We start from the raw sequence: 18589 nt of genomic DNA on the forward strand, positions 1-18589 counted from the left end.
CTTGCATAGATTGGTTCAATATTTAGAGTTACTGTTCATATCCTGCTAAATACTATGATTTTAACATATTATTTATTATGTTTATTAGGATAAAACATTCCTTAAAACATTTTTCCTTCATATGATAGATTATGCACTAACCGATACCTTAAAACAAGCAGTACATATTGCCCAGGCCCTTGCAAAGGAATATGCGCATGAGGAGTATTCTTCTTCCCATTTACTGAAGGCTTTGCTACATAAAGACATAGGCTTTATGAAGTTCATCGAAAACATGGGGCAAGATGCCTATTATGTGGAAGAATGGGCCGAGGTGCGTTTGGAAACTTTTCCGAAAACTACAAAAATACCTGAGAGTCCATCTGGGGATTCCTCAATTGAAGCTGTTTTTTATGAAGCCGATAATATTAAATTGAAATTGGGTGTCGATGATGTCGATGAACATTGTTTACTTATTGCTTTATGTACTCCAGGGGTGGGTTTTTCCTATGATCAATTAAAAACTTTTCCACTCACACCTAATGAAATTATTGATTTTTTAGATACCGGGGGCGGTGCGTCACCATTAGTGGTAAAAGAAAATGGTAAATCTGCAGTGAAAGGCAAAACAGGAATCGGGGGATCAACTCTAATGAAATACTGTGTCGATAAAACTTCCGAAGCGCAAAATGAAACCATTGAAAATATTTCGGGAAGGGATTCGGAAATTAAAATGATTACTGAGATACTTGGAAGACGCTCCAAGCCTAACGTACTGATCCTAGGTGACCCCGGCGTTGGAAAAACCGTGATGATGAACGGACTTTCCTATGCAACAATCAATGAAAATATACCAGAGCATTTAAGAGATGCGAGAGTATTTGAACTGGATTTCATCAATTTAGTTTCGGGTGCGGGATATAAAGGGGAGATTGAAGATCGGTTTCAGAAAGTATTTAATGAAATTAAACAATTCGACAAGCCCATTTTATTAATAGATGAATTGAAAAATTTAACCGATAAAAATTCCGGTAACCAGGGCTTGGTGAATATTTTGAAATCTGAAATGGTAAAGGGTGATCTAACCATTATTGCAACTGCCACCAATGATGCCTATAGAAAACATATTGAAGTAGATGAAGGTCTTTCCCGGCAATTTGAGATTGTTCGTCTTCTTGAACCGAGTGAGGAACAGGCCCATAGAATGATCAAGAATTCAGTTTCTTATTATGCAGATCATCACAAATTGGACATTGATTCCGATACTATCTCGGAGGCCATTCGCTTAGCAAAGCGCTATAATAAGGAACGTAGCCTCCCCGATTCCGCTATTGATTTAATAGATAGAACAATGTCTGCGGCAAAATTTATGGTTGAGACTTCTGTACCCGAAATTACAAGACTAAAAGAACGCCTTGAAGCACTTAAACAAGAAAATCTGGAAACACATATAATTTTGGCAGAACAAAATTGGATGTATACCCAAATGCAAGATAAGTTGAGTTATCTTTTATTCACAGAATTAGGAGAAGAAGATCATTTTGAGCATATAACCACACCTAAGGAAGGGTTTAAATCCCTACACAATGTTCTTGACAATTTAAAGACGATTGCAGAAAAGGAAAAGAAAAGTATTAATAAAAATGACATTGCTTCCACAATTGCTAATAAAACCGGAATTCCAACTGGTAAACTCCAGGCCGATGAAAAAGAGAGATTACTAAATATGGAAGAGCAGCTTATAAAGAGGGTAATTGGACAGGATCATGCTGTTAAAACGATTACAGAAGCCGTTTTGGAATCACGATCTGGTTTGAGCAAACCAGGATTGCCAATCGGCTCTTTTTTCTTTTCAGGACCTACCGGGACTGGTAAGACGGAATTGGCGAAGGCTTTGGCTGAATTTCTTTTTCAAGATGAAACCTCGATTATTAGATTCGATATGTCCGAATTTAAAGAAGAACATTCGGCGGCATTATTATATGGGGCACCTCCAGGATATGTAGGTTATGAAGAGGGAGGCTTGCTTGTAAATAAAATTCGACAGAAACCTTATTCCATTGTTCTTTTTGATGAGATTGAAAAGGCCCATCCTTCAGTGTTTGATATTTTTTTGCAAATCTTGGATGAAGGCAAATTACACGATAGATTAGGGAAGGAAGGTGATTTTTCAAATGCGGTGATACTTTTTACGTCCAATATTGGGAGTCAACATATTGTGGAATCCTTTGGACAAGGTGAAATTCCAAAATCGAGTGATTTACTCGAGATGATGGGAAATCATTTTAGACCGGAGTTTTTAGGGAGACTTACCGAAATTATCCCCTTTTCACCTATTACGGAAGAGAATATTGGCAAAATCTTTAAAATACAGCTAAAGGACCTTTATAGGGCATTGGACAAGCAGGAAATTTCTTTGGAACTAACAAATAATGCAATTACTATGCTCGCCAAAAAAGGTTTTACACCTAAGTATGGCGCGCGACCCTTGAGAGGTGTTATTCGCAGTGACCTAAGATCACCATTGTCAAAAATGATTATTTCAGGAAAAATTACAAAAGGCACAAGTATTAAATTAGACGTTGATAAGAAAAATGAATTAAAATGGGATATTACTTAAAAAATTAACATTTTAAACGAATAAATCAATATATTTAACTTAAATAATTAGAATTATGGCGAACACATATGGAATTGGAGGAACGGAAGTAAAAACAGATGCCAATGAGGCCTTTGCAGAAATTCCTCAGAATAGAACGCTTATGGTTGAAAAACTAACTAGCGATCCGCCTATTAAACCTGTGGTTCAAACAGGCCTAAAAACGGTAGAAGAGGTATTTGATCACTTTAAACCTGAAGTAGAGGTCGAATTTGAGGATGAAGAAGGCGTCGGCACAAAAGAGACATTAAAGTTTGGTAATTTAGGTGATTTTGGAGCCAAAGGTATTACTCGACAAAGTGGTTTTTTAAAGGATTTGGATACTGAAAAGGATCAATATGTCAAAATTGTGAAACAATTAAAGACCAATAAGATTTTGAAAACGGCAATCACCGATCCTGAGGCTAAACAGGCCCTACTGGATTCTATTCGAGCGCTATTAACTGAAATTGAAAAAAAATAAAAAAGAAATATGGCCACTAAGCAACAACAATTTTCTCCGGTAGAGAATCCCGCTGAATTCTTAAGGGAAAGTAGTGATAAACTCGTAAAATTTGGAGGATTCGAGCTATTAGAGTCTTGTATAGAAGGCGTTCAGAATTTAAATCCTGAGCGGAAGGCAAGAAAGAGGATCTTCTTATCGGAAATGAACAAAAAAGAAGAGCGGGAAACCTTAAAAAAAAGATTGGAGATATGGACTGATATTTTATCGAGTTCTGATAATATTTCCGAGATGGTTGAAGCCTCCGAAACTAATGCAAAATCTGCAGCAGAATCTTTAACTAAAAATTTGGGCAAAAGTATTGAAGCTACAAGAGAATTAGAGCGTTCGTATAGGTCCGTGGCCTTGTTTTATAAGAATACAGAATCTGATAAACTAAAAAACATCTCAATAGTAAACGCAGAATTGGATCAATTAAAAGATTTGGACAATACACGTTTTATAGATGCAATTTCCGAAGAATTGAATGCTGCTTATGATCGCTTGGATTTGCGTGATAATTATGGTTTGCTGGTTTTACCGGGTTATTTGGGGTCGAATAAAGTGGTGGAGAAATGGGCAAAGATTGCACATGAAAACAAGGTAATGCTCGTAACGGATTTTGAACATTTGGATGAGCCGGATGATGTCATGGAAATGTTTGAATCTGCCAATCTCACTGGAGGAGACAAATATCGTTCCAACGTGATGATGTCTTGCAATTGGTTGGTCGGAAGAGGTAAGCATGATGAAGTTGGGGAGGAAGAAGATTTATTTGTTCCACCATCTGGTGCACTAGCAGGCAAAATATATAACACACTGATGTCGCAGGTAACCGCAGGGAAAAAGTTTGGCGGTATTAATGAAGTAGATGGTGTGCGTTTTGATCTTAAAAAGAGTGATATTGCCCAATTGGAAAAATTGGGTCTGGTACCTATGGTTAACGAGTATGGCAAAGTAATGGCATTCTCTGCGAAAACCTTGTTTAATGGGGATAATTTGGGATTGCAAACATATTCTGTGGTGCGTGTTTTTGATTATGTGACTAAAGTTTTGATGGATTTTTTAAACCGTAGAGCATTTGAGAATTTCAATGTAAAAACACGTAAGGAACTGATGAGTCAGATAGTAAAATTCTTGGACAGCATTACGGGTCCTGGTAAGTTGATCGAAGATTTTTCTATAAAACGATTTGAACAAGATCCTGACCAAAAAGACCGGGTTCATTTAGATATCCATATGAAACCTTATTTCCCGGCAAAAAACTTTATGATAAAAATGGATGGTCAAAAAGGAGATGATGGAACAGAATGGGATTCGGAATATGAGCAACAATAGTATTGCTATGTGGTTTGGCTTGCATTTGACATATAATTAGAAAGCAACAACCATGATTATTACCGATTCTGAGATTATAAGTAAGCTCTCGAATAAAGTTCGTCCTTTGAGCAGTGGAAGTCCTGAAATTAATTTTATTAAAGCTATTGCTAAGAGGTTTGACGACAAACACCAACTCAATCTTTTTAGTCATATTAAAACTATTACAAAAGTTGGATACGTAATTGCACAGGGGTTTCATTTTGTGCCAATAAGTAGTGTCAAGCTAGTGGATGCTCTTCTGGCCACTAAAAAATTTCATCCAGATGATAAGAACTCTCTTGTAGGATGCCTTGCTTCCTATGCAACAAAGGGTACAGGGTATCGAGAACAGGGGCAAGGCAAAGATCAGAGTCTTCATTGTGATATCGCTAGCAATGAATGCAGTGTACATTTAGATGAAACAGCTTTTAAATCTATTGGTCCATATGGAAACTTCTATAACCCAGATGCCGGGCAGCATGTTGTTTTTGATTTATATTGGGATGATAAATTAGTTAAACCCCTCTATGAATGGAAGCCTGGTGTTGGCCGTTTTTTTGATAGGGTTACGCCAAATTTTTTGCATTCCAGTACAAAATATTCGAAATACGGTGCTAGTTTTGATTTTTATAAGAGTGATGAATTAACCATTCAAATGGAATACGCCAGAACTTTTAATATGAACAAATTTTTGAGAAACCCTAAAGGATTTTATAAAACGAAAGAACAAACATTTATGTTCACCATAAGTGGAACTCATACAATTGGGAATTAAAATAGGGGGAATACAGCATTGTGATGAGCAACAATTATAAGTGATTACGGCTTCTTAGAATATTTTTTAGATTCTTCTTTTAATTTGTCCTGTTGGGCCTGTGCTTCTTTGAAGGACTTTCCGCTTAAACTCGCAATCATCTTATCCAGCTGTGTAATTTTTGGAAATGGAATATCCTGTATTGGCATCACAGCAGAAGGAACTACCATAGACGTACCTATTAATACGGTTGGATCTCCTACTGTTATGGATCCCCCATGAGCAGTCATAGATCCCATCGTGGCAGCAGGTTTACCTCCAATCAATACAGTGGGGACTCCCATGACAATAGTATCCGGTGGTCCTACACATGTACACATATCTCCCATTACAGCGGCCGGTTTTCCTCCTATGAGTACCGTAGGAACTCCAGGTCCTGTTACCGGCCCTCCAACATGGGGTATGGGTGGTAACCCGGGTGTGAGCATTGGGCACACATGCATACTGGTTAATGTGGCGGCTGGTCCTGGCATCTTTTTCGTAATTAATTTTGTACCTAATTTAATTTTAAGAGGCCTCCTGAAACCTCGGTCATTCCACTACCGCTTACCTTGGTTTTAGCTGCACTTAATTCTGCTTCTGTATCTCCCTTTACAACAGTTTTTAACCCCTTCAGTGTTGCATTTGCAGTTGCCTCTAATTGTAGATTCTTACCACTTTTTATGGTAGTATCAGCTTGTGACTGCATTGCCAACTCGCCTTTTGCAATTGCCTCGATTTTATTTTCAGCGGCAATCGTAATATTCTCTCCAGCCTTAATACTAATTTTACTTGCAGAAATATCAATAGACTCCATAGCGCTGATGGATAAGGTTTTTTCCTTTGTGTCCAGTTCAATTTTACACTCGTCATTTTTAGTATAAATACTTATTTTTTCTGCTCCCTGCGTATCATCGAGTTCTATGGTATGCCCACTACGCGTGCGTATAGCTTTAATATTGTTGCTGTCAGAAATCCAATCATCATCTGGTTTATGGCTTGTATGGTATAAGGCACCAATTACATATGGGCTTTCGGCATCACCACCCTCGAAATCAACAATCACCTGATCTTCAATTTCGGGAATAAATTGAATTCCTTGATTTTCACCCGCGTGGGCACTTAGGACTCGAATCCATGGTGTGGTTTGCCCAATAAGTTCTTGCCAGGCAAATGCCACCTTTATTCTGCCAAGCTTATCCGGATCATTATTCTCTTTTACAATAGCAATTTGACTTTGACTTACCGGGAATGAATTTATGTTGGTATACGGATAGCCCTCAATATTAGCATTTACGGCCTCAAAACTATTTTCATAGTCCTCCACTCCGTTAAGCGAATGAACTACTTCGATGATTCTATACTTCTGATCATTAATTTCTATAATGTTGCCTAAAGCAACCGCTGAGTTCCAGCTCTTTCCTGATATCCTAACCTGATTCACGGCAAAACTACTCTGCTGCACTTTGGCTTGTGCTTTTAAGACTTTTTCCGTATTGGTTTCATTATTTCCATTAACCCATACATTGGTTTCATTTTTGAATATTGTATTCGATTTATCGAATACCTTTGAATTATCGCCTGAAACCCCCTTTGGTTTTCCAGTTTCACTATAATGGAAAGATTTAGCAGATTTTTTTAGATAATTTTGAGTGAAGTAATTAAATTTTTGAGGTTGCGGAATATAACTGAGTTTAAATTCGCTCAAATCATAATTATATTTGAGCGGTGTTGTCTTGAATTCTGGTTTGCCAAAAATTACCTTTTTACCATTGTAATAAAACCATTCGCCGTATTTTTCTGCTAATCTCTTTACAAATTCATAGGCGCTTTCATGATGCTGGACCGTGTAATCGATTATTGATTTATAATAGGAATCGACGGTTAAATCAAAATCATATCCGTGTAATGCTTTTTTTACAATGTCATCCAGACTATTCTCATGGAAACAGTTATAATGAGGGCCTTCGTTAGATACGATATCTTTACTTGAGGCAATGATTACAAGTTCATTTCCCAATATACTAGAACCTTTTAGCATATTTATCGCAGTAACAATACCTTTAAATTCTAGTCTACCGACAGTTTCATTCAGTGTATTATTTGTTAAAATTTCAACAGAAAATGCCTTTCCCAAAAATTGGTGGCTATCAGAATCTTTAAATACGCTTAAAGGCACTCTTGCTTCCAGGGTATGATGTGCATGAACCTTCTGATAAAGATGCAATTCTTTAATAATCGGAATCTCTTTACTATCTAGGAGTATTGTAGTTTTAAAGCTTAAGGTCATGATTTGTCAATTAGTAGTTATCCTTAGCCTCCCCATGTATCCGTTTCTTCCCAACTAACTTCATAGGTAGAATTACCTACTTCAATTTTTTGACACCAAATAGAAAAATGGCACAGCATTGCGTTTCCAGTCATGGCTTCAAATGTTTCCCTATAATCGACACATTTTGCCTTATAAAATGTAAGTTTTTTACTATTCTCAGTCCCTTTACCAGTAGCAGCCTTAAATTGAATAAAGCCATCTTTCTTTTCCCGTTTTATCATCCAATCCAATAACGATGTTGTTTTTTCAGATTCCACAACAATCTGTATCAGGCCAGCTTGTACATTAGACAAAGTGTGACCGGTTTGAATGTCTATTTTTTGGGTAAACTCAAATGTGCAATGATATACTTTAACATCATAATAAGACTCTCCAAGATCTTCAATGGTTAACAAAGCGGAATATGCCATTATAAAAATAGTTTTAAACAATAACCAGTATCAGGGTAGAAAAAACACCTCCTGATGCTTAATTTTATAGATGTCCAAAAAATGATGGTTTATCCTGCCGCCCATTCATTAGAGTGTGGTGTACCTGCAACATCAAGCTCTTCCGCAGTAATTACCACACTTGCATACATAGCTGCACCGCCATCTGCTTGAAAAGTTTCTGAATAGTCTATGACATAAGCATTCTTGAATTTCAACGTTTTTGCTGCCGCATCCTCATCATGCTTGTAGAAAATTAAATCGCCATCTTTACCCTTGTGGATATCCAACATCCATTCAGTGAAGAAGGTATTTGTTGTGGATTCAATCATAAAACTAAAAGTGCCTCCTGTTACGTCGGATTGTGGTCTGCCGGATGGACCAACGTTTCTATGAAGAGCGTATGAACAACTGAGTAGTTTGAATGTGTCGCTACCTAATTTCAATTCTGCTTTAAAAGCCATGATAATAATTTTTAGTTAGTTAATATAAAGTTTAGTTAGTTAATATAAGATTCTTGATTCTAATAGTGGGAGAAATTAAAGTTAATAAACAATAACTATAGTACCAAGTAATTTGATGGTTTTGTTACCCTAAACCATAAAATATTTTATTAGGAATAGAGAATGAGTATTTCCTAAAATTTAAATTAACAAATTAATCGAATATATGTTTGGCCTTATACGGTTTATTGTTAATTATCCTGGACTTTTTAGAAAATCGTATAATGTAATCCTCAATGTTCTTTATTTTTTTAATCTTCTAAATTATTGGATTTTCTCTATTAGCAGTAACCTTTTCTATTGAGTCTGCATGTCTTAGACTATAGAAATTAATGAATGCTGAAAATTGTATAGATTAATTTTAGAATTACAGTAAGACGTTTTTAGTAAAATGTGATTTAACCGAGAAACTGATGATGGGAAAGCTATTAGGATATATCAACCCTTCTGCAGACAATGACCGTATTTTCTTTTATATTATTCTCAGCAATTGTCTTTTTAAAATTGATGTGTTTTATTCGACTCCAACGATTTGGCTTAAAATAAAAAACCCAACTATATGGTTTCTTTTTAGTATGTTTTAAAAATTCAATTTTGTTTTCTGGGTGCCTTTCGTTATAGTCCGTAATAAAAAAATAAAACAGTTTTCCAAACTCCATGCCCTTAGGGGCTTTAACCCTAAAACTAGTAACTTCAGGGTCACCTTCTTTTTTTCTAAACTCAAAACTAATAATTCTTGGATTGGTCAATTCTTTTTGGGTTGGATCCTTGATATCTTTATTTAATGGAAATAACCAACTTTCAAAAATAGGCATCGGAATAATCATAGCAAATTCGTACATTTTGTAAACCATGGTGGGTAATACGAACAATAATGCAGCGGATGTGAACATATAATTAAAGGGCGATCTGAACCTATTTACAACTTGAAGAAAGGCTATAAGACCAAGACATACATAAATAAGAGTAAAAAGAAACTCTAAAAAAAAATCGGATTTATCTTCTGACAAATCTGGAAAGTACTTTCTAAGGGCAAATAAATGCAGAATTCCTAAACCAAGAAAGAAAAATTCAATGGCCAAGAAACTGCTTAATGGCGTATCATTTAAAACCTTACTTGAGCTTAACAAGCCAATTAGGGCGAAGGTTACTAAAATAAGAAGGGCATAAAGAACTGCCCTTAACTTGTTCTTTGTAAACAGCTGGCGCAATTTAGTGACCAGCATCATCATTACGGTGCTAATGATGGCCAGTCCTATACTGACTTTAAAAATATCCGCGCCTACTAAATTAACCATAGCAGCTTATAGTTTACAATTATAATTGTGTTGAAATGCCCAATATAGTATTATTAGTATCACCCAACAAGAATTTACTATTTTTATTGACTATTAATTTTGTGATCACTTCCATTTCCAAAGGAATAAAATAGTCGTAAAACGCGTAAATAAAATTTAAGACCTCGGTCTCATTTAAGAATGTATTAATACCATTCATTGAAATGGGCCCGATGGTAACCTCTAAAGCTGGCATCATAACTTCATTGGTATCGCTTTCCAATACGGTGTCTACACCCAACTGAGTTCCAATACCATGATCAATACCTTCATTCTTGAGAATTATATTTTTTTTTATAAATGTGACTTTTTCGTTTAAAACTTTTTCTAAACTCAATCTTGTTAATTCAAAATCACCAACAATCTTATGGCTATGAGGTAATAGTTTTATAAGTTGTAAAGTATAATCTTCTGGAATACCTTGATCTATCTTCCAGAAGTTTAGCAAGAAATTGTCATTTAGGTTGAAAAAATCATCCAGTAATGTTCTTTCATTGCGTTCAATATTCAATTTTTGGTAGAAAAATTCATTTTCTAAAGGAGCAAAAAGTAATCTGGCGTCTTGCTCCTCCTGTTTAACGGTTTTCCTACGAGCTACATATGAATTGGTGTCCTTGCTTATCGCTTGAGTATGGAATAATCCCTCAGGTAAAATGTCATAAAGCCCATTTCTCGACAGATTTAAAGTCAGTTTATTTTTATTGATGTGGCCATCCGTATCAATAATATCTCTACTATATCCTCTTGAAAAAGTGCTTTGATTGGCTATTAAAAAATCCTCATCGGGCAATTCGAAGTTGCCTTGTATTTCTGCAATAAACACTTCGGCCCTCAAATCTCCATGGACCTTTAATAACTGATTAAAAAATTCTTCTAGATTTTCAGATTTCATGCAGGAATTATTCGGCTTTATTATTCGACGACTCTTCCTCCGGCACGAAAACGTTTCATCCAATACGCGTCATTTAAATCACTTATTTTCACCCCTGAAACACCGGTCTTGCCATTTCTGGAAGTAGCATTAATGAATTTGTTTTCGGTCAAATACACGCCTACATGTTCAATTCTATCTTTGTTCCGTTCACCTCCTGCATTAAAAAACATTAAATCCCCTTCCTTTAAATAATAAGGGTCTTCGAACAGAGAAATATTGGTTGATTCAGGTACATTGTCATCAAGCATTTGTTGTGCTGTTCTCCCTGGAAATGTATCATATACCTGATTGTACAATCTCAGAGCGAAGGCAGAACAATCTATGCCCCTTTCGGTGTTTCCTCCCATTACATATGGTGTTCCCATCCATTCATCGATAAACTCATAAAGGGTTAAATTAGCGATCTCTTCCGGCGGCACATCCATTAATTTGGAATATTTAAGTTGTAAGGGAGAATAGGATGGCTCTTCCATTACTGGCTCTTCCACAACTATTTCCTTTGGGATATCCTCATAAGTAAATGTTACTTCATCCAATGATTTCTTTTTTTTGAACGCGCCCTTAATGATAGGGATTTCTCCTCCAATACCGCCGACTACTGGAATTTTACCTAAAATTGAAGCTGGCTCTTGTACTTCTTTCTTCTTGATTTTCTCCTGCCCAAGTTGTTTTGCTTCTTTATTCCTTTCCCTTCTTTCTTTGCTGGTTATTAATAGGCTAATCCGGTCCATGACTAATTTTTTCCCCTGAACAATGTAAATTTCAATTTCTCTTGGCTCATAGCCCGGTTTTGAAATACTAAGAACTTGTTCCCCAATTGGGATATTTTTTTCGAACACATATGCTCCATTTTGGTCTGTTCTCTGTTCCAGCTGGGTTCCTTTAATAAAAATCCTTGCATCAGCTACTCCGGTGCTATCTACTAATTCTCCAATTGTTCCAACGACCATTGCGTTTTGTGAAAAAGAAATAGCGTAAATATTCATAAATAAAAAGAAGTACAAAACTTTGCCCATTATAATTACTTTGATTAAACTATTGTTACAAAAATTGAAAAGTAGTTTAAATATATTAAAAATTACCAAAAATAAGGTGAATGATCTATAAATTAGTTTTTTGGAATCATTAAATTAGGGATTAATATTAATGGCTTATGATAATATATTTGCTATATTCAATATATTTGAAAAATCTTCGTCTAATAAAGCCCAGTTGTTGTTCTTTTGATATAGGATAAAAAATATGAGCATTAAATACTACACCCTACCTCTAAATACAAGGATGCTGATAAATAGAGGAGTACATGAATCATGTAGTTTAGAGCAGTCCATATCGCATCATATTCATTTGATTAACACTTCTAATTTTGGCGAATGTGCATTTGACGAAACTTTTGGTTGTGCTATTTGGGTCATTGATTTTGATAATTTAAAGACCACCAATAGCCTTAAAAGTCTTATTCAGCAATCGTTGTACGAGTCCTTGTCCAGACATGAGAAAAGGCTTCATTCGATAGAGGTAAGCGTCAGAATGAAACAAGAACAGATATCCGGCGTAATGAATTCGGTCAGAATTAAGAGAAAATTGGATATACGTGTTAAAGCACAAGTAATAAAAACAAATGAGGCATTTTCATATGTGGAGTATTTCTATATTGGGCCTTTATCATATTCGTAGCAGATGGGAAAAAGCACCAAGGAGCAAATTAAAAATAGAATGATAAAAAATGCGGCCGACATTTGGGGTGTTGAGGCCAATGAAATAGAAATGTCATTTGATCCTATCGTTTCACTACTCCTTTCTGCTTGTTCTGCTGAAATTGAAAAAATTTCGGTGGAAATGGATGAATCCCAGACAAGAATAACAGAGAAGCTTATTCAGCTTATGACCCCGGAAAAGATTATTGGCCCAAGACCTGCACATGCTATTTTGTATGCCGAGCCCGTTGATAATATTACAACTATCAATCCGGAGTACCACTTCAGCTACAGAAAAAAAATCCCCTACAAAAAAACATCGGTTAAATTTAAGGATTTATATTTCACTCCAGTTCAGGACTTCAATTTGGTCGATGCCAAAGTTAAGTTCATAGCCACTGGAACGAACTATATTCAATTAGAAGAAAAAAAGAATCGTCAGATTCTGGGAAAGAACTATAAGAACCTAATATTACCTCCTTCGACGGTTTATCTAGGAATTTCAAGTAATCTCAAGACGATTCTTATAGAGGACGTTTCTTTCTATTTCGAACTTCAAGGGAATGAAGATAAGGAGTTGTTCTATCATCATCTTAGAAATGCCGAATGGTTTGTTAACGAAACCAAGCTAGATGTTATTAGTGGTTTTTACAATAACAATGAAGATCACAAGACCGATTTAAAAAACATATTTGAAGATGTCTCCAATAAATCCAATTCTACATGCCAGCAAATAAATAATAATTATAGGAGACATTATATTACAATAAAGGCCATGGCTAATGAAAATGGCATTAAAAAATCGAACTTCAGTGAACTGAATGATTTTTTGGAAGGCAATAAGATTAAAACGGACGGGGAAATTCGATGGATCAAGATTGTGTTCCCAAGAATTATCAGCAATAAGATTCTAGGAAATTTGTATTGCTCATTAAATACTTTTCCTGTTCTAAATAGAGAGCTACTGAGTTTTTCATACCATCTAAGGAATTATACGCATATTATACCTCTTAAAACAGAGGATTTGTTTTTTGACCTGAAATCGATTGTTAATACCGATGGAAAGATGTACAAAGCCAGAAGTAAAAACAATACGAACACGGATAAGGGGACTTTCATTATGAGAAGTGATAATGTGGGTAAATTAGATCGGCGAAAAGCAAAAGAGTACATTGTCTATTTAGTGGAGTTATTAAAAGATGAAAGTGCGTCATTTTCATTTTTAAACAACGAATTTTTATTAAAGAACTTGAAATCATTAAATCAGCTTATAGCAGTTTTAGAGAAAAAGGTTGCCGAAAATATCAACGAGGAAACGCAAACCAATTATGTGGTTTTAAAACCTCACAAGACTGATGAACATCTTTTGGTCGATTTTTGGACATGTAATGGTGTTTTGGCCAATAACATAAAATCAGGAAGTGAATTAAATATTTACAAAGGGATAGGCGTGAAGCAAACCAATAGTTATCTAATCAGCACGAGTCACGGTGGTAAAGATGATTTGACTATGGTTGATCGGCTTAATTCTTACAGGCGATCGTTACTCTCCAGGGATAGAATTGTAACTAAAGAAGATGTAAGGGCCTTATGCTATGAAATATATGGCGAGAAGATAGAAAAAGTTGAAATTAAAAGAGCATATACAAAAGACCTGAATTTGAACAAGGGTTGGATACCCTGCATTGAAATTGTTTTAACGGCAAACAATCATTACAACACAGAAACAGAAGATTGGAATTCAACGAATAATAACCTCTTGTACCAACTAGAAAAAAAATCAATAAATGTCTTCCCTTATAAAATAAAAATATTAAATTGAACCTCTAGTTTCATTCAACTAAACTTTGTTCAAAATCTCAATAGAATAATCTAAAAACTGTAAAAGTATGCGCTCAGGGAAAAATATGTCGTCCCACCTGGATAGAAACGTTTTTATCTTTTTTATAGTTGTTTTTCTTCTTGCTGCCGGTTCTTTTTCTTTTAGATATGCCAATTACGAACCTTGTGATGAGATTATGTTTTCATATGACATAAATGATCTGAGGGCTGGAAAGGTTATACAATTTGAAGATAAGTCCGAAGGTGCCAAAAAATGGGAATGGGATTTTGGCGATGGGACTGGTATAAAAAGTCAAAGAGAGCAATTACATGTTTTTGATAAGGCCGGGGATTATAATGTTAGGCTAGTCGTTAATAATAAGTGCGAAAGAATCGAAACGGTCCATGTAAAGCCTGAAATTATTTTACTTGATTCTACAAAGTTTCCAGTGTTTAATTTGGCAAAAAGTATTAGGGTAGGCCAAAAATTAATAGTAACTGATGAAACAGAAAACGCCAGTTCTTGGGAATGGCGATTTGGAGAATCGGCAAATATAGACGCCTCCACAAAAACAGCTGAATATATTTATGAAGAACCAGGTCTGAAAACAGTATCCTTAATTGTGAATGAGGATTTAGATTATATCAGTAAAAAGAAAATTAATGTAATACCTTCAAAAGATAGCCAAAAGCGCCCAATAGAAATCAGTACAGAACCAAGAAGAAAAGGATTGGATTTGCCCAGAGCTCCGAAAAGTACAAAATTCAATTTACCTAAGGCTCCTAAAGGTTCTGGGTCCCAGGAAGGAACCGAGAAAGATAAGGTAACAACCAATCCTTCGCTAAGTGATCAAAATTTAAAAACGAAGTTACAGATGATTTCTAAAGGCCAAATGGCGCCTGAGGCCTTTGCTGAGTTTTTTTGTAGCGATCCCAATCCGTTGGTTGTTGCGAATGGCAGGAACTATACATTCAGGTCTTTGTGCGATGATGTAAAAGGTAAAAATATAGCAATAGAAACTATAAAAGTTTACAGGGCTATTGATATGAATTGTATTAAATCATTTAATATAGACTATAAAGAAGCAAAGGATAATTAAACCTAAAGATAGAAGAGATGAGTGCTAAGGAACAAGGGTTTTATAAAGTCAATTGGATAGATGGGATGAAGATCAACAAAGATCATTTTATCGCCATGGAAAATTCTATTTTGGAAGTAATAAAACATTCTGAGCAAACTAGTATTACACCTACTAATTTTGGCCTTTTACCAGAGCTCTCTGATCAAGAGGCTTCATTAGACGTCAACATATCTGTTGATGGACAATCTACGATTGAAGTCGTTCTTCATACATGTCGAGCTATTACATTAGGTGGTTACCTTATAAACATTTCGAAGGAGACAACCAAACTAATGGAGCAATCTGGTTATATCCTGAAACAGCAATACAGTATTAAAAAAAAGGATAAGGAATGGTATGTTGTACTCACTGTAAATCCTTTAAAAAGAATAGCCGTTGGAAATGCGGATCCGGAGGAGAATCCACCACGTCATCCTTATGTTTTCCCGGAATACAAGCTGGATATAATACCGAGTAGTGAAACGACTAAACAGGAATTGGGATTATATCACCTGACAATTGCCAAAATTATCGTTGAAGATGGCAAACCAAGTATTGATTCAAATTTTATTCCACCCTGCAGATCTATACAAAGTTATCCGGACTTAAAGTTTACTTATAATGAAGTTGGTTCTTTCCTAAATCAGATGGAGGCTTTTTCCGTTTATATTATACAAAAAATTCATCAGAAGAAGCAAACTAACGACTTAGCGAACATTGCCTTATACCTTTCGGAGCAAGTAGTGCATTATCTCAATGCCTATATAACCGAATATCGAATAATTGACAGGTATGAACCACCTATTAAAATGTTCTCTAAATTAGGTGGTTTGGCAAGGGTTATAAAAAGTAGCCTGGACATTTTTGTAGGCACTGGGAAGGAAGATTTTCTAAACTACCTGACCAATTGGTGTGATTTGAATCAAGGTGCATTAGAGGGTGTATTAATTGAAACCATTGAAATGGAATATGTTCATACAGATATAAACGCTTCACTTGAAAAAATCTCATCATTTACGAAACTTATGTTGACATTATTTAAGAAATTAAATGAATTGGAGTACATTGGCAAGAAATCCGAAACCGGAATTTTTGTTAAAGAAGAAGTTGTAGATAATACTGAAGTTAAAAGCAGAAGAAGTTTTCTTTTAGATTAAAGTAAACCTAAGTTTTAATTACTGAAGTATCTAAGCCAATTTAAATCTTAATTGACAAAAGTAGCATTCCATAAAAGTAACTAGAACATGAAAGCCAAGAATAGTAAAGAAAGGTCCGGTAGTTTTTTAAAGTTTTTTGTTCTTTTTGTGATAACCGTAGCTATGATTCTTGTAGCGGTGTATTTCAACTTCGAAATTCCTGAAAAGGAAAACAAATTATTACGGGAGCAGGTAAAAGTAATCAAGGAAGATATGGAATATCAGAGTGATTTCTTTGCTGAGATGCAGATTTTAAAAGGAATGATTGACTCTTTGAAAGTGCCTGGCCAGAATACCTCCTATCAAAATACGCTGATTAGCACCAAGATCGTAGATCTTGAGAAAAATGTTCCGCCAAAAAGTTCTTCTCATGTATATGACATGCATATGGCTATAATCCAGCTTTATATTGAATTGCAAACCGCAACAGATAAACTGCAATCGCTTCGGGATGCTGAAGGCACTATAGCTGAATATAAGGAATTCTATGAAAATTGTAGAGATGATCTAATAGAGGCAGAGCGGGAGCTATATATAGCAAGGAGATCACGTTAGTTATTTCATTTTCTGTAAATTATTGATAGTCTCATTTGCATCAACAACACCTTCCTCATGTACTGTTTTTAAGTGGTTATCCAAATTCCATTTTCTTATTGCAATAAAATTTCTATTTTGTTTATTGATATACAGATTTATATTATCCACATAAGTTTGTTGACTTTCCAATGGTATCCAGTCATAATTTTCGATTCTCCATTCACTCTATTATATAAATAAATGCTTGTTGGTTTGCTCTTCTACAAGATAATCATCTTGACAATGGAAGCTTATAATTCTAACTTATAGTAAACATTTATGCAGAAAAAAAAATAAAAAAAACCGAAGACTTATGTCTTCGGTTTTTAATACCATTTAATGCTAATAAGCAATATCATAAAAATCGCAAACTGCATAGTAGTCGTTAACATTAACTCCAGCTTCTCTCAATCGGTCATAAACTTGTTGTTGACTTGTTTTTCCAGATGTCGTCGTGGTCGATTCTATAATTATGACTCTGCCAGAATCTAGGTCACCAGCCGCGATGCTCGCATTATTACCCGATCCATCAACATAATCAAAAATAATTAATTGCACCGCTAAGTTTACATCTACACCAAAAGGAAAACCAAAAGAATCTGCAGGACAAGGCACAGGAAACCATCTAATACCGTCATTTAGGTATACCAAAATACCATCATTATCCAATACATCTTGCGTTAATTGAGTAATTGTAACCTGGTCAAAGGTCCCTTCAAAAGTAGAGGCATCAAATGTAATGTTTTGAACATTGGCATTACCATCTACACCATCTACACCATCTACACCATCTGCACCAGCTGCACCATCTGCACCATCTGCACCTGCTGGACCTGTTGGACCTGCTGCACCTGCCGGACCTGCCGGACCTGCCGGACCAGTATCACCATCACTACAAGAAACTATTACTAATGCAAATGACATTAACGCGATCATTAAAATGTTTTTAAATTTTTTCATAATTCATGTATTTTAAATTTGTTTTTGGTTAAACGAACAGAGAATTAATGTCCACCCTAATATTATCAGGAATTAACTTTCCGTTAATTAATATTCAATGTAAGGGAACTCAGTATAAAAATAAATACTGCAAAATGCGTATTTTATATTATTCCGTCTCTTATGCAGTAACTAACAGCCTGAGTGAGCGTTTTAAATTTAGTTTTCTTAAGGATATTATTTCGGTGTGTACGTACTGTATCGTATGAGATGTATAGCTGGTCTGCAATTTCTTTTGAACTCAGACCCTCTGATAACAAGTTTAGGATTTCCAGTTCTCTTGTAGAGATTACCATTGATGTTGATGTGTATTTTTCGAAATCCATTTATAAAGGTGTAAAATTCCTATCTATATTAATTTAGTATGAATCTTC

Annotated in this window: 17 protein-coding genes and 1 pseudogene; 9 read left to right on the plus strand and 9 right to left on the minus strand. The window is 35.3% G+C overall.

Annotation, left to right across the window (positions count from 1 at the left end; all coding sequences use genetic code 11):
• Positions 1–121: 121 nt before the first annotated feature.
• Genes G504_RS0101235 through G504_RS0101250 form a run of 4 tightly spaced genes read left to right on the plus strand, consistent with a single transcriptional unit; the run spans position 122 to position 5253 of the window.
• Positions 122–2599, plus strand: coding sequence for an ATP-dependent Clp protease ATP-binding subunit (locus G504_RS0101235; protein ID WP_019668308.1), 2478 nt, complete (start codon positions 122–124; stop codon positions 2597–2599).
• 55 nt (positions 2600–2654) lie between these two features.
• Entirely contained in the window at positions 2655–3101 is a 447-nt protein-coding gene (locus tag G504_RS0101240) for a hypothetical protein (RefSeq protein WP_019668309.1), read from the plus strand.
• Between the two features lie 9 nt (positions 3102–3110).
• Positions 3111–4457, plus strand: coding sequence for a DUF5458 family protein (locus tag G504_RS0101245; protein WP_019668310.1), 1347 nt, complete (start codon positions 3111–3113; stop codon positions 4455–4457).
• Positions 4458–4509: 52 nt separating this feature from the next.
• Positions 4510–5253, plus strand: a complete 744-nt coding sequence (locus G504_RS0101250) for a hypothetical protein (protein WP_019668311.1) — start codon at positions 4510–4512, stop codon at positions 5251–5253.
• 215 nt (positions 5254–5468) lie between these two features.
• On the opposite strand, the pseudogene G504_RS19940 reads toward G504_RS0101250, so the two are convergent.
• The 7 genes and pseudogenes from G504_RS19940 to G504_RS19025 form a co-directional block, all read right to left on the minus strand.
• Positions 5469–5765: pseudogene (locus G504_RS19940) on the minus strand (PAAR domain-containing protein); the annotation flags it as partial.
• 23 nt (positions 5766–5788) lie between these two features.
• Positions 5789–7561: a type VI secretion system Vgr family protein gene (locus G504_RS0101260; RefSeq protein ID WP_019668313.1), complete on the minus strand. Its 1773-nt coding sequence runs from the start codon at positions 7559–7561 to the stop codon at positions 5789–5791.
• A gap of 23 nt (positions 7562–7584) precedes the next feature.
• Positions 7585–8013: a type VI secretion system tube protein TssD gene (tssD, locus tag G504_RS0101265; RefSeq protein WP_019668314.1), complete on the minus strand. Its 429-nt coding sequence runs from the start codon at positions 8011–8013 to the stop codon at positions 7585–7587.
• Positions 8014–8102: 89 nt separating this feature from the next.
• The gene (tssD, locus tag G504_RS0101270; RefSeq protein ID WP_019668315.1) at positions 8103–8495 is read right to left on the minus strand and encodes a type VI secretion system tube protein TssD; all 393 of its coding nucleotides are present in this window, start codon (positions 8493–8495) and stop codon (positions 8103–8105) included.
• A gap of 467 nt (positions 8496–8962) precedes the next feature.
• Positions 8963–9832: a TssN family type VI secretion system protein gene (locus G504_RS0101275; RefSeq protein ID WP_019668316.1), complete on the minus strand. Its 870-nt coding sequence runs from the start codon at positions 9830–9832 to the stop codon at positions 8963–8965.
• Positions 9833–9851: 19 nt separating this feature from the next.
• Entirely contained in the window at positions 9852–10763 is a 912-nt protein-coding gene (locus G504_RS0101280; protein ID WP_019668317.1) for a hypothetical protein, read from the minus strand.
• A 20-nt stretch (positions 10764–10783) separates the two neighbouring features.
• On the minus strand, positions 10784–11821 hold the full coding sequence (locus G504_RS19025; RefSeq protein ID WP_019668318.1) for an NlpC/P60 family protein: 1038 nt from the start codon (positions 11819–11821) through the stop codon (positions 10784–10786).
• 226 nt (positions 11822–12047) lie between these two features.
• Between G504_RS19025 and G504_RS0101290 the strand changes: the two genes are divergently transcribed.
• The 5 genes from G504_RS0101290 to tssO all read left to right on the plus strand — a co-directional run bounded on the left by G504_RS0101290 (position 12048) and on the right by tssO (position 17195).
• The gene (locus G504_RS0101290) at positions 12048–12482 is read left to right on the plus strand and encodes a GPW/gp25 family protein (RefSeq protein WP_019668319.1); all 435 of its coding nucleotides are present in this window, start codon (positions 12048–12050) and stop codon (positions 12480–12482) included.
• Positions 12483–12521: 39 nt separating this feature from the next.
• A complete protein-coding gene (locus tag G504_RS0101295; protein WP_240473014.1) occupies positions 12522–14324 on the plus strand; it encodes a type VI secretion system baseplate subunit TssF in 1803 nt (600 codons plus the stop codon).
• A 67-nt stretch (positions 14325–14391) separates the two neighbouring features.
• Positions 14392–15423, plus strand: a complete 1032-nt coding sequence (locus G504_RS19030) for a PKD domain-containing protein (RefSeq protein ID WP_019668321.1) — start codon at positions 14392–14394, stop codon at positions 15421–15423.
• Between the two features lie 17 nt (positions 15424–15440).
• Positions 15441–16601, plus strand: coding sequence for a hypothetical protein (locus G504_RS0101305; RefSeq protein ID WP_019668322.1), 1161 nt, complete (start codon positions 15441–15443; stop codon positions 16599–16601).
• A gap of 87 nt (positions 16602–16688) precedes the next feature.
• Positions 16689–17195: a type VI secretion system TssO gene (gene tssO, locus G504_RS0101310; protein WP_019668323.1), complete on the plus strand. Its 507-nt coding sequence runs from the start codon at positions 16689–16691 to the stop codon at positions 17193–17195.
• A 363-nt stretch (positions 17196–17558) separates the two neighbouring features.
• On the opposite strand, the gene G504_RS0101320 is transcribed toward tssO, so the two are convergent.
• Both G504_RS0101320 and G504_RS20110 read right to left on the minus strand, forming a co-directional pair.
• Positions 17559–18152, minus strand: coding sequence for a hypothetical protein (locus G504_RS0101320; protein WP_157472987.1), 594 nt, complete (start codon positions 18150–18152; stop codon positions 17559–17561).
• A gap of 167 nt (positions 18153–18319) precedes the next feature.
• Positions 18320–18541, minus strand: coding sequence for a response regulator transcription factor (locus G504_RS20110; RefSeq protein ID WP_083930685.1), 222 nt, complete (start codon positions 18539–18541; stop codon positions 18320–18322).
• Between the last annotated feature and the right edge of the window lie 48 nt (positions 18542–18589).

It is taken from the genome of Eudoraea adriatica DSM 19308, from assembly GCF_000382125.1.
GTDB lineage: Bacteria > Bacteroidota > Bacteroidia > Flavobacteriales > Flavobacteriaceae > Eudoraea > Eudoraea adriatica.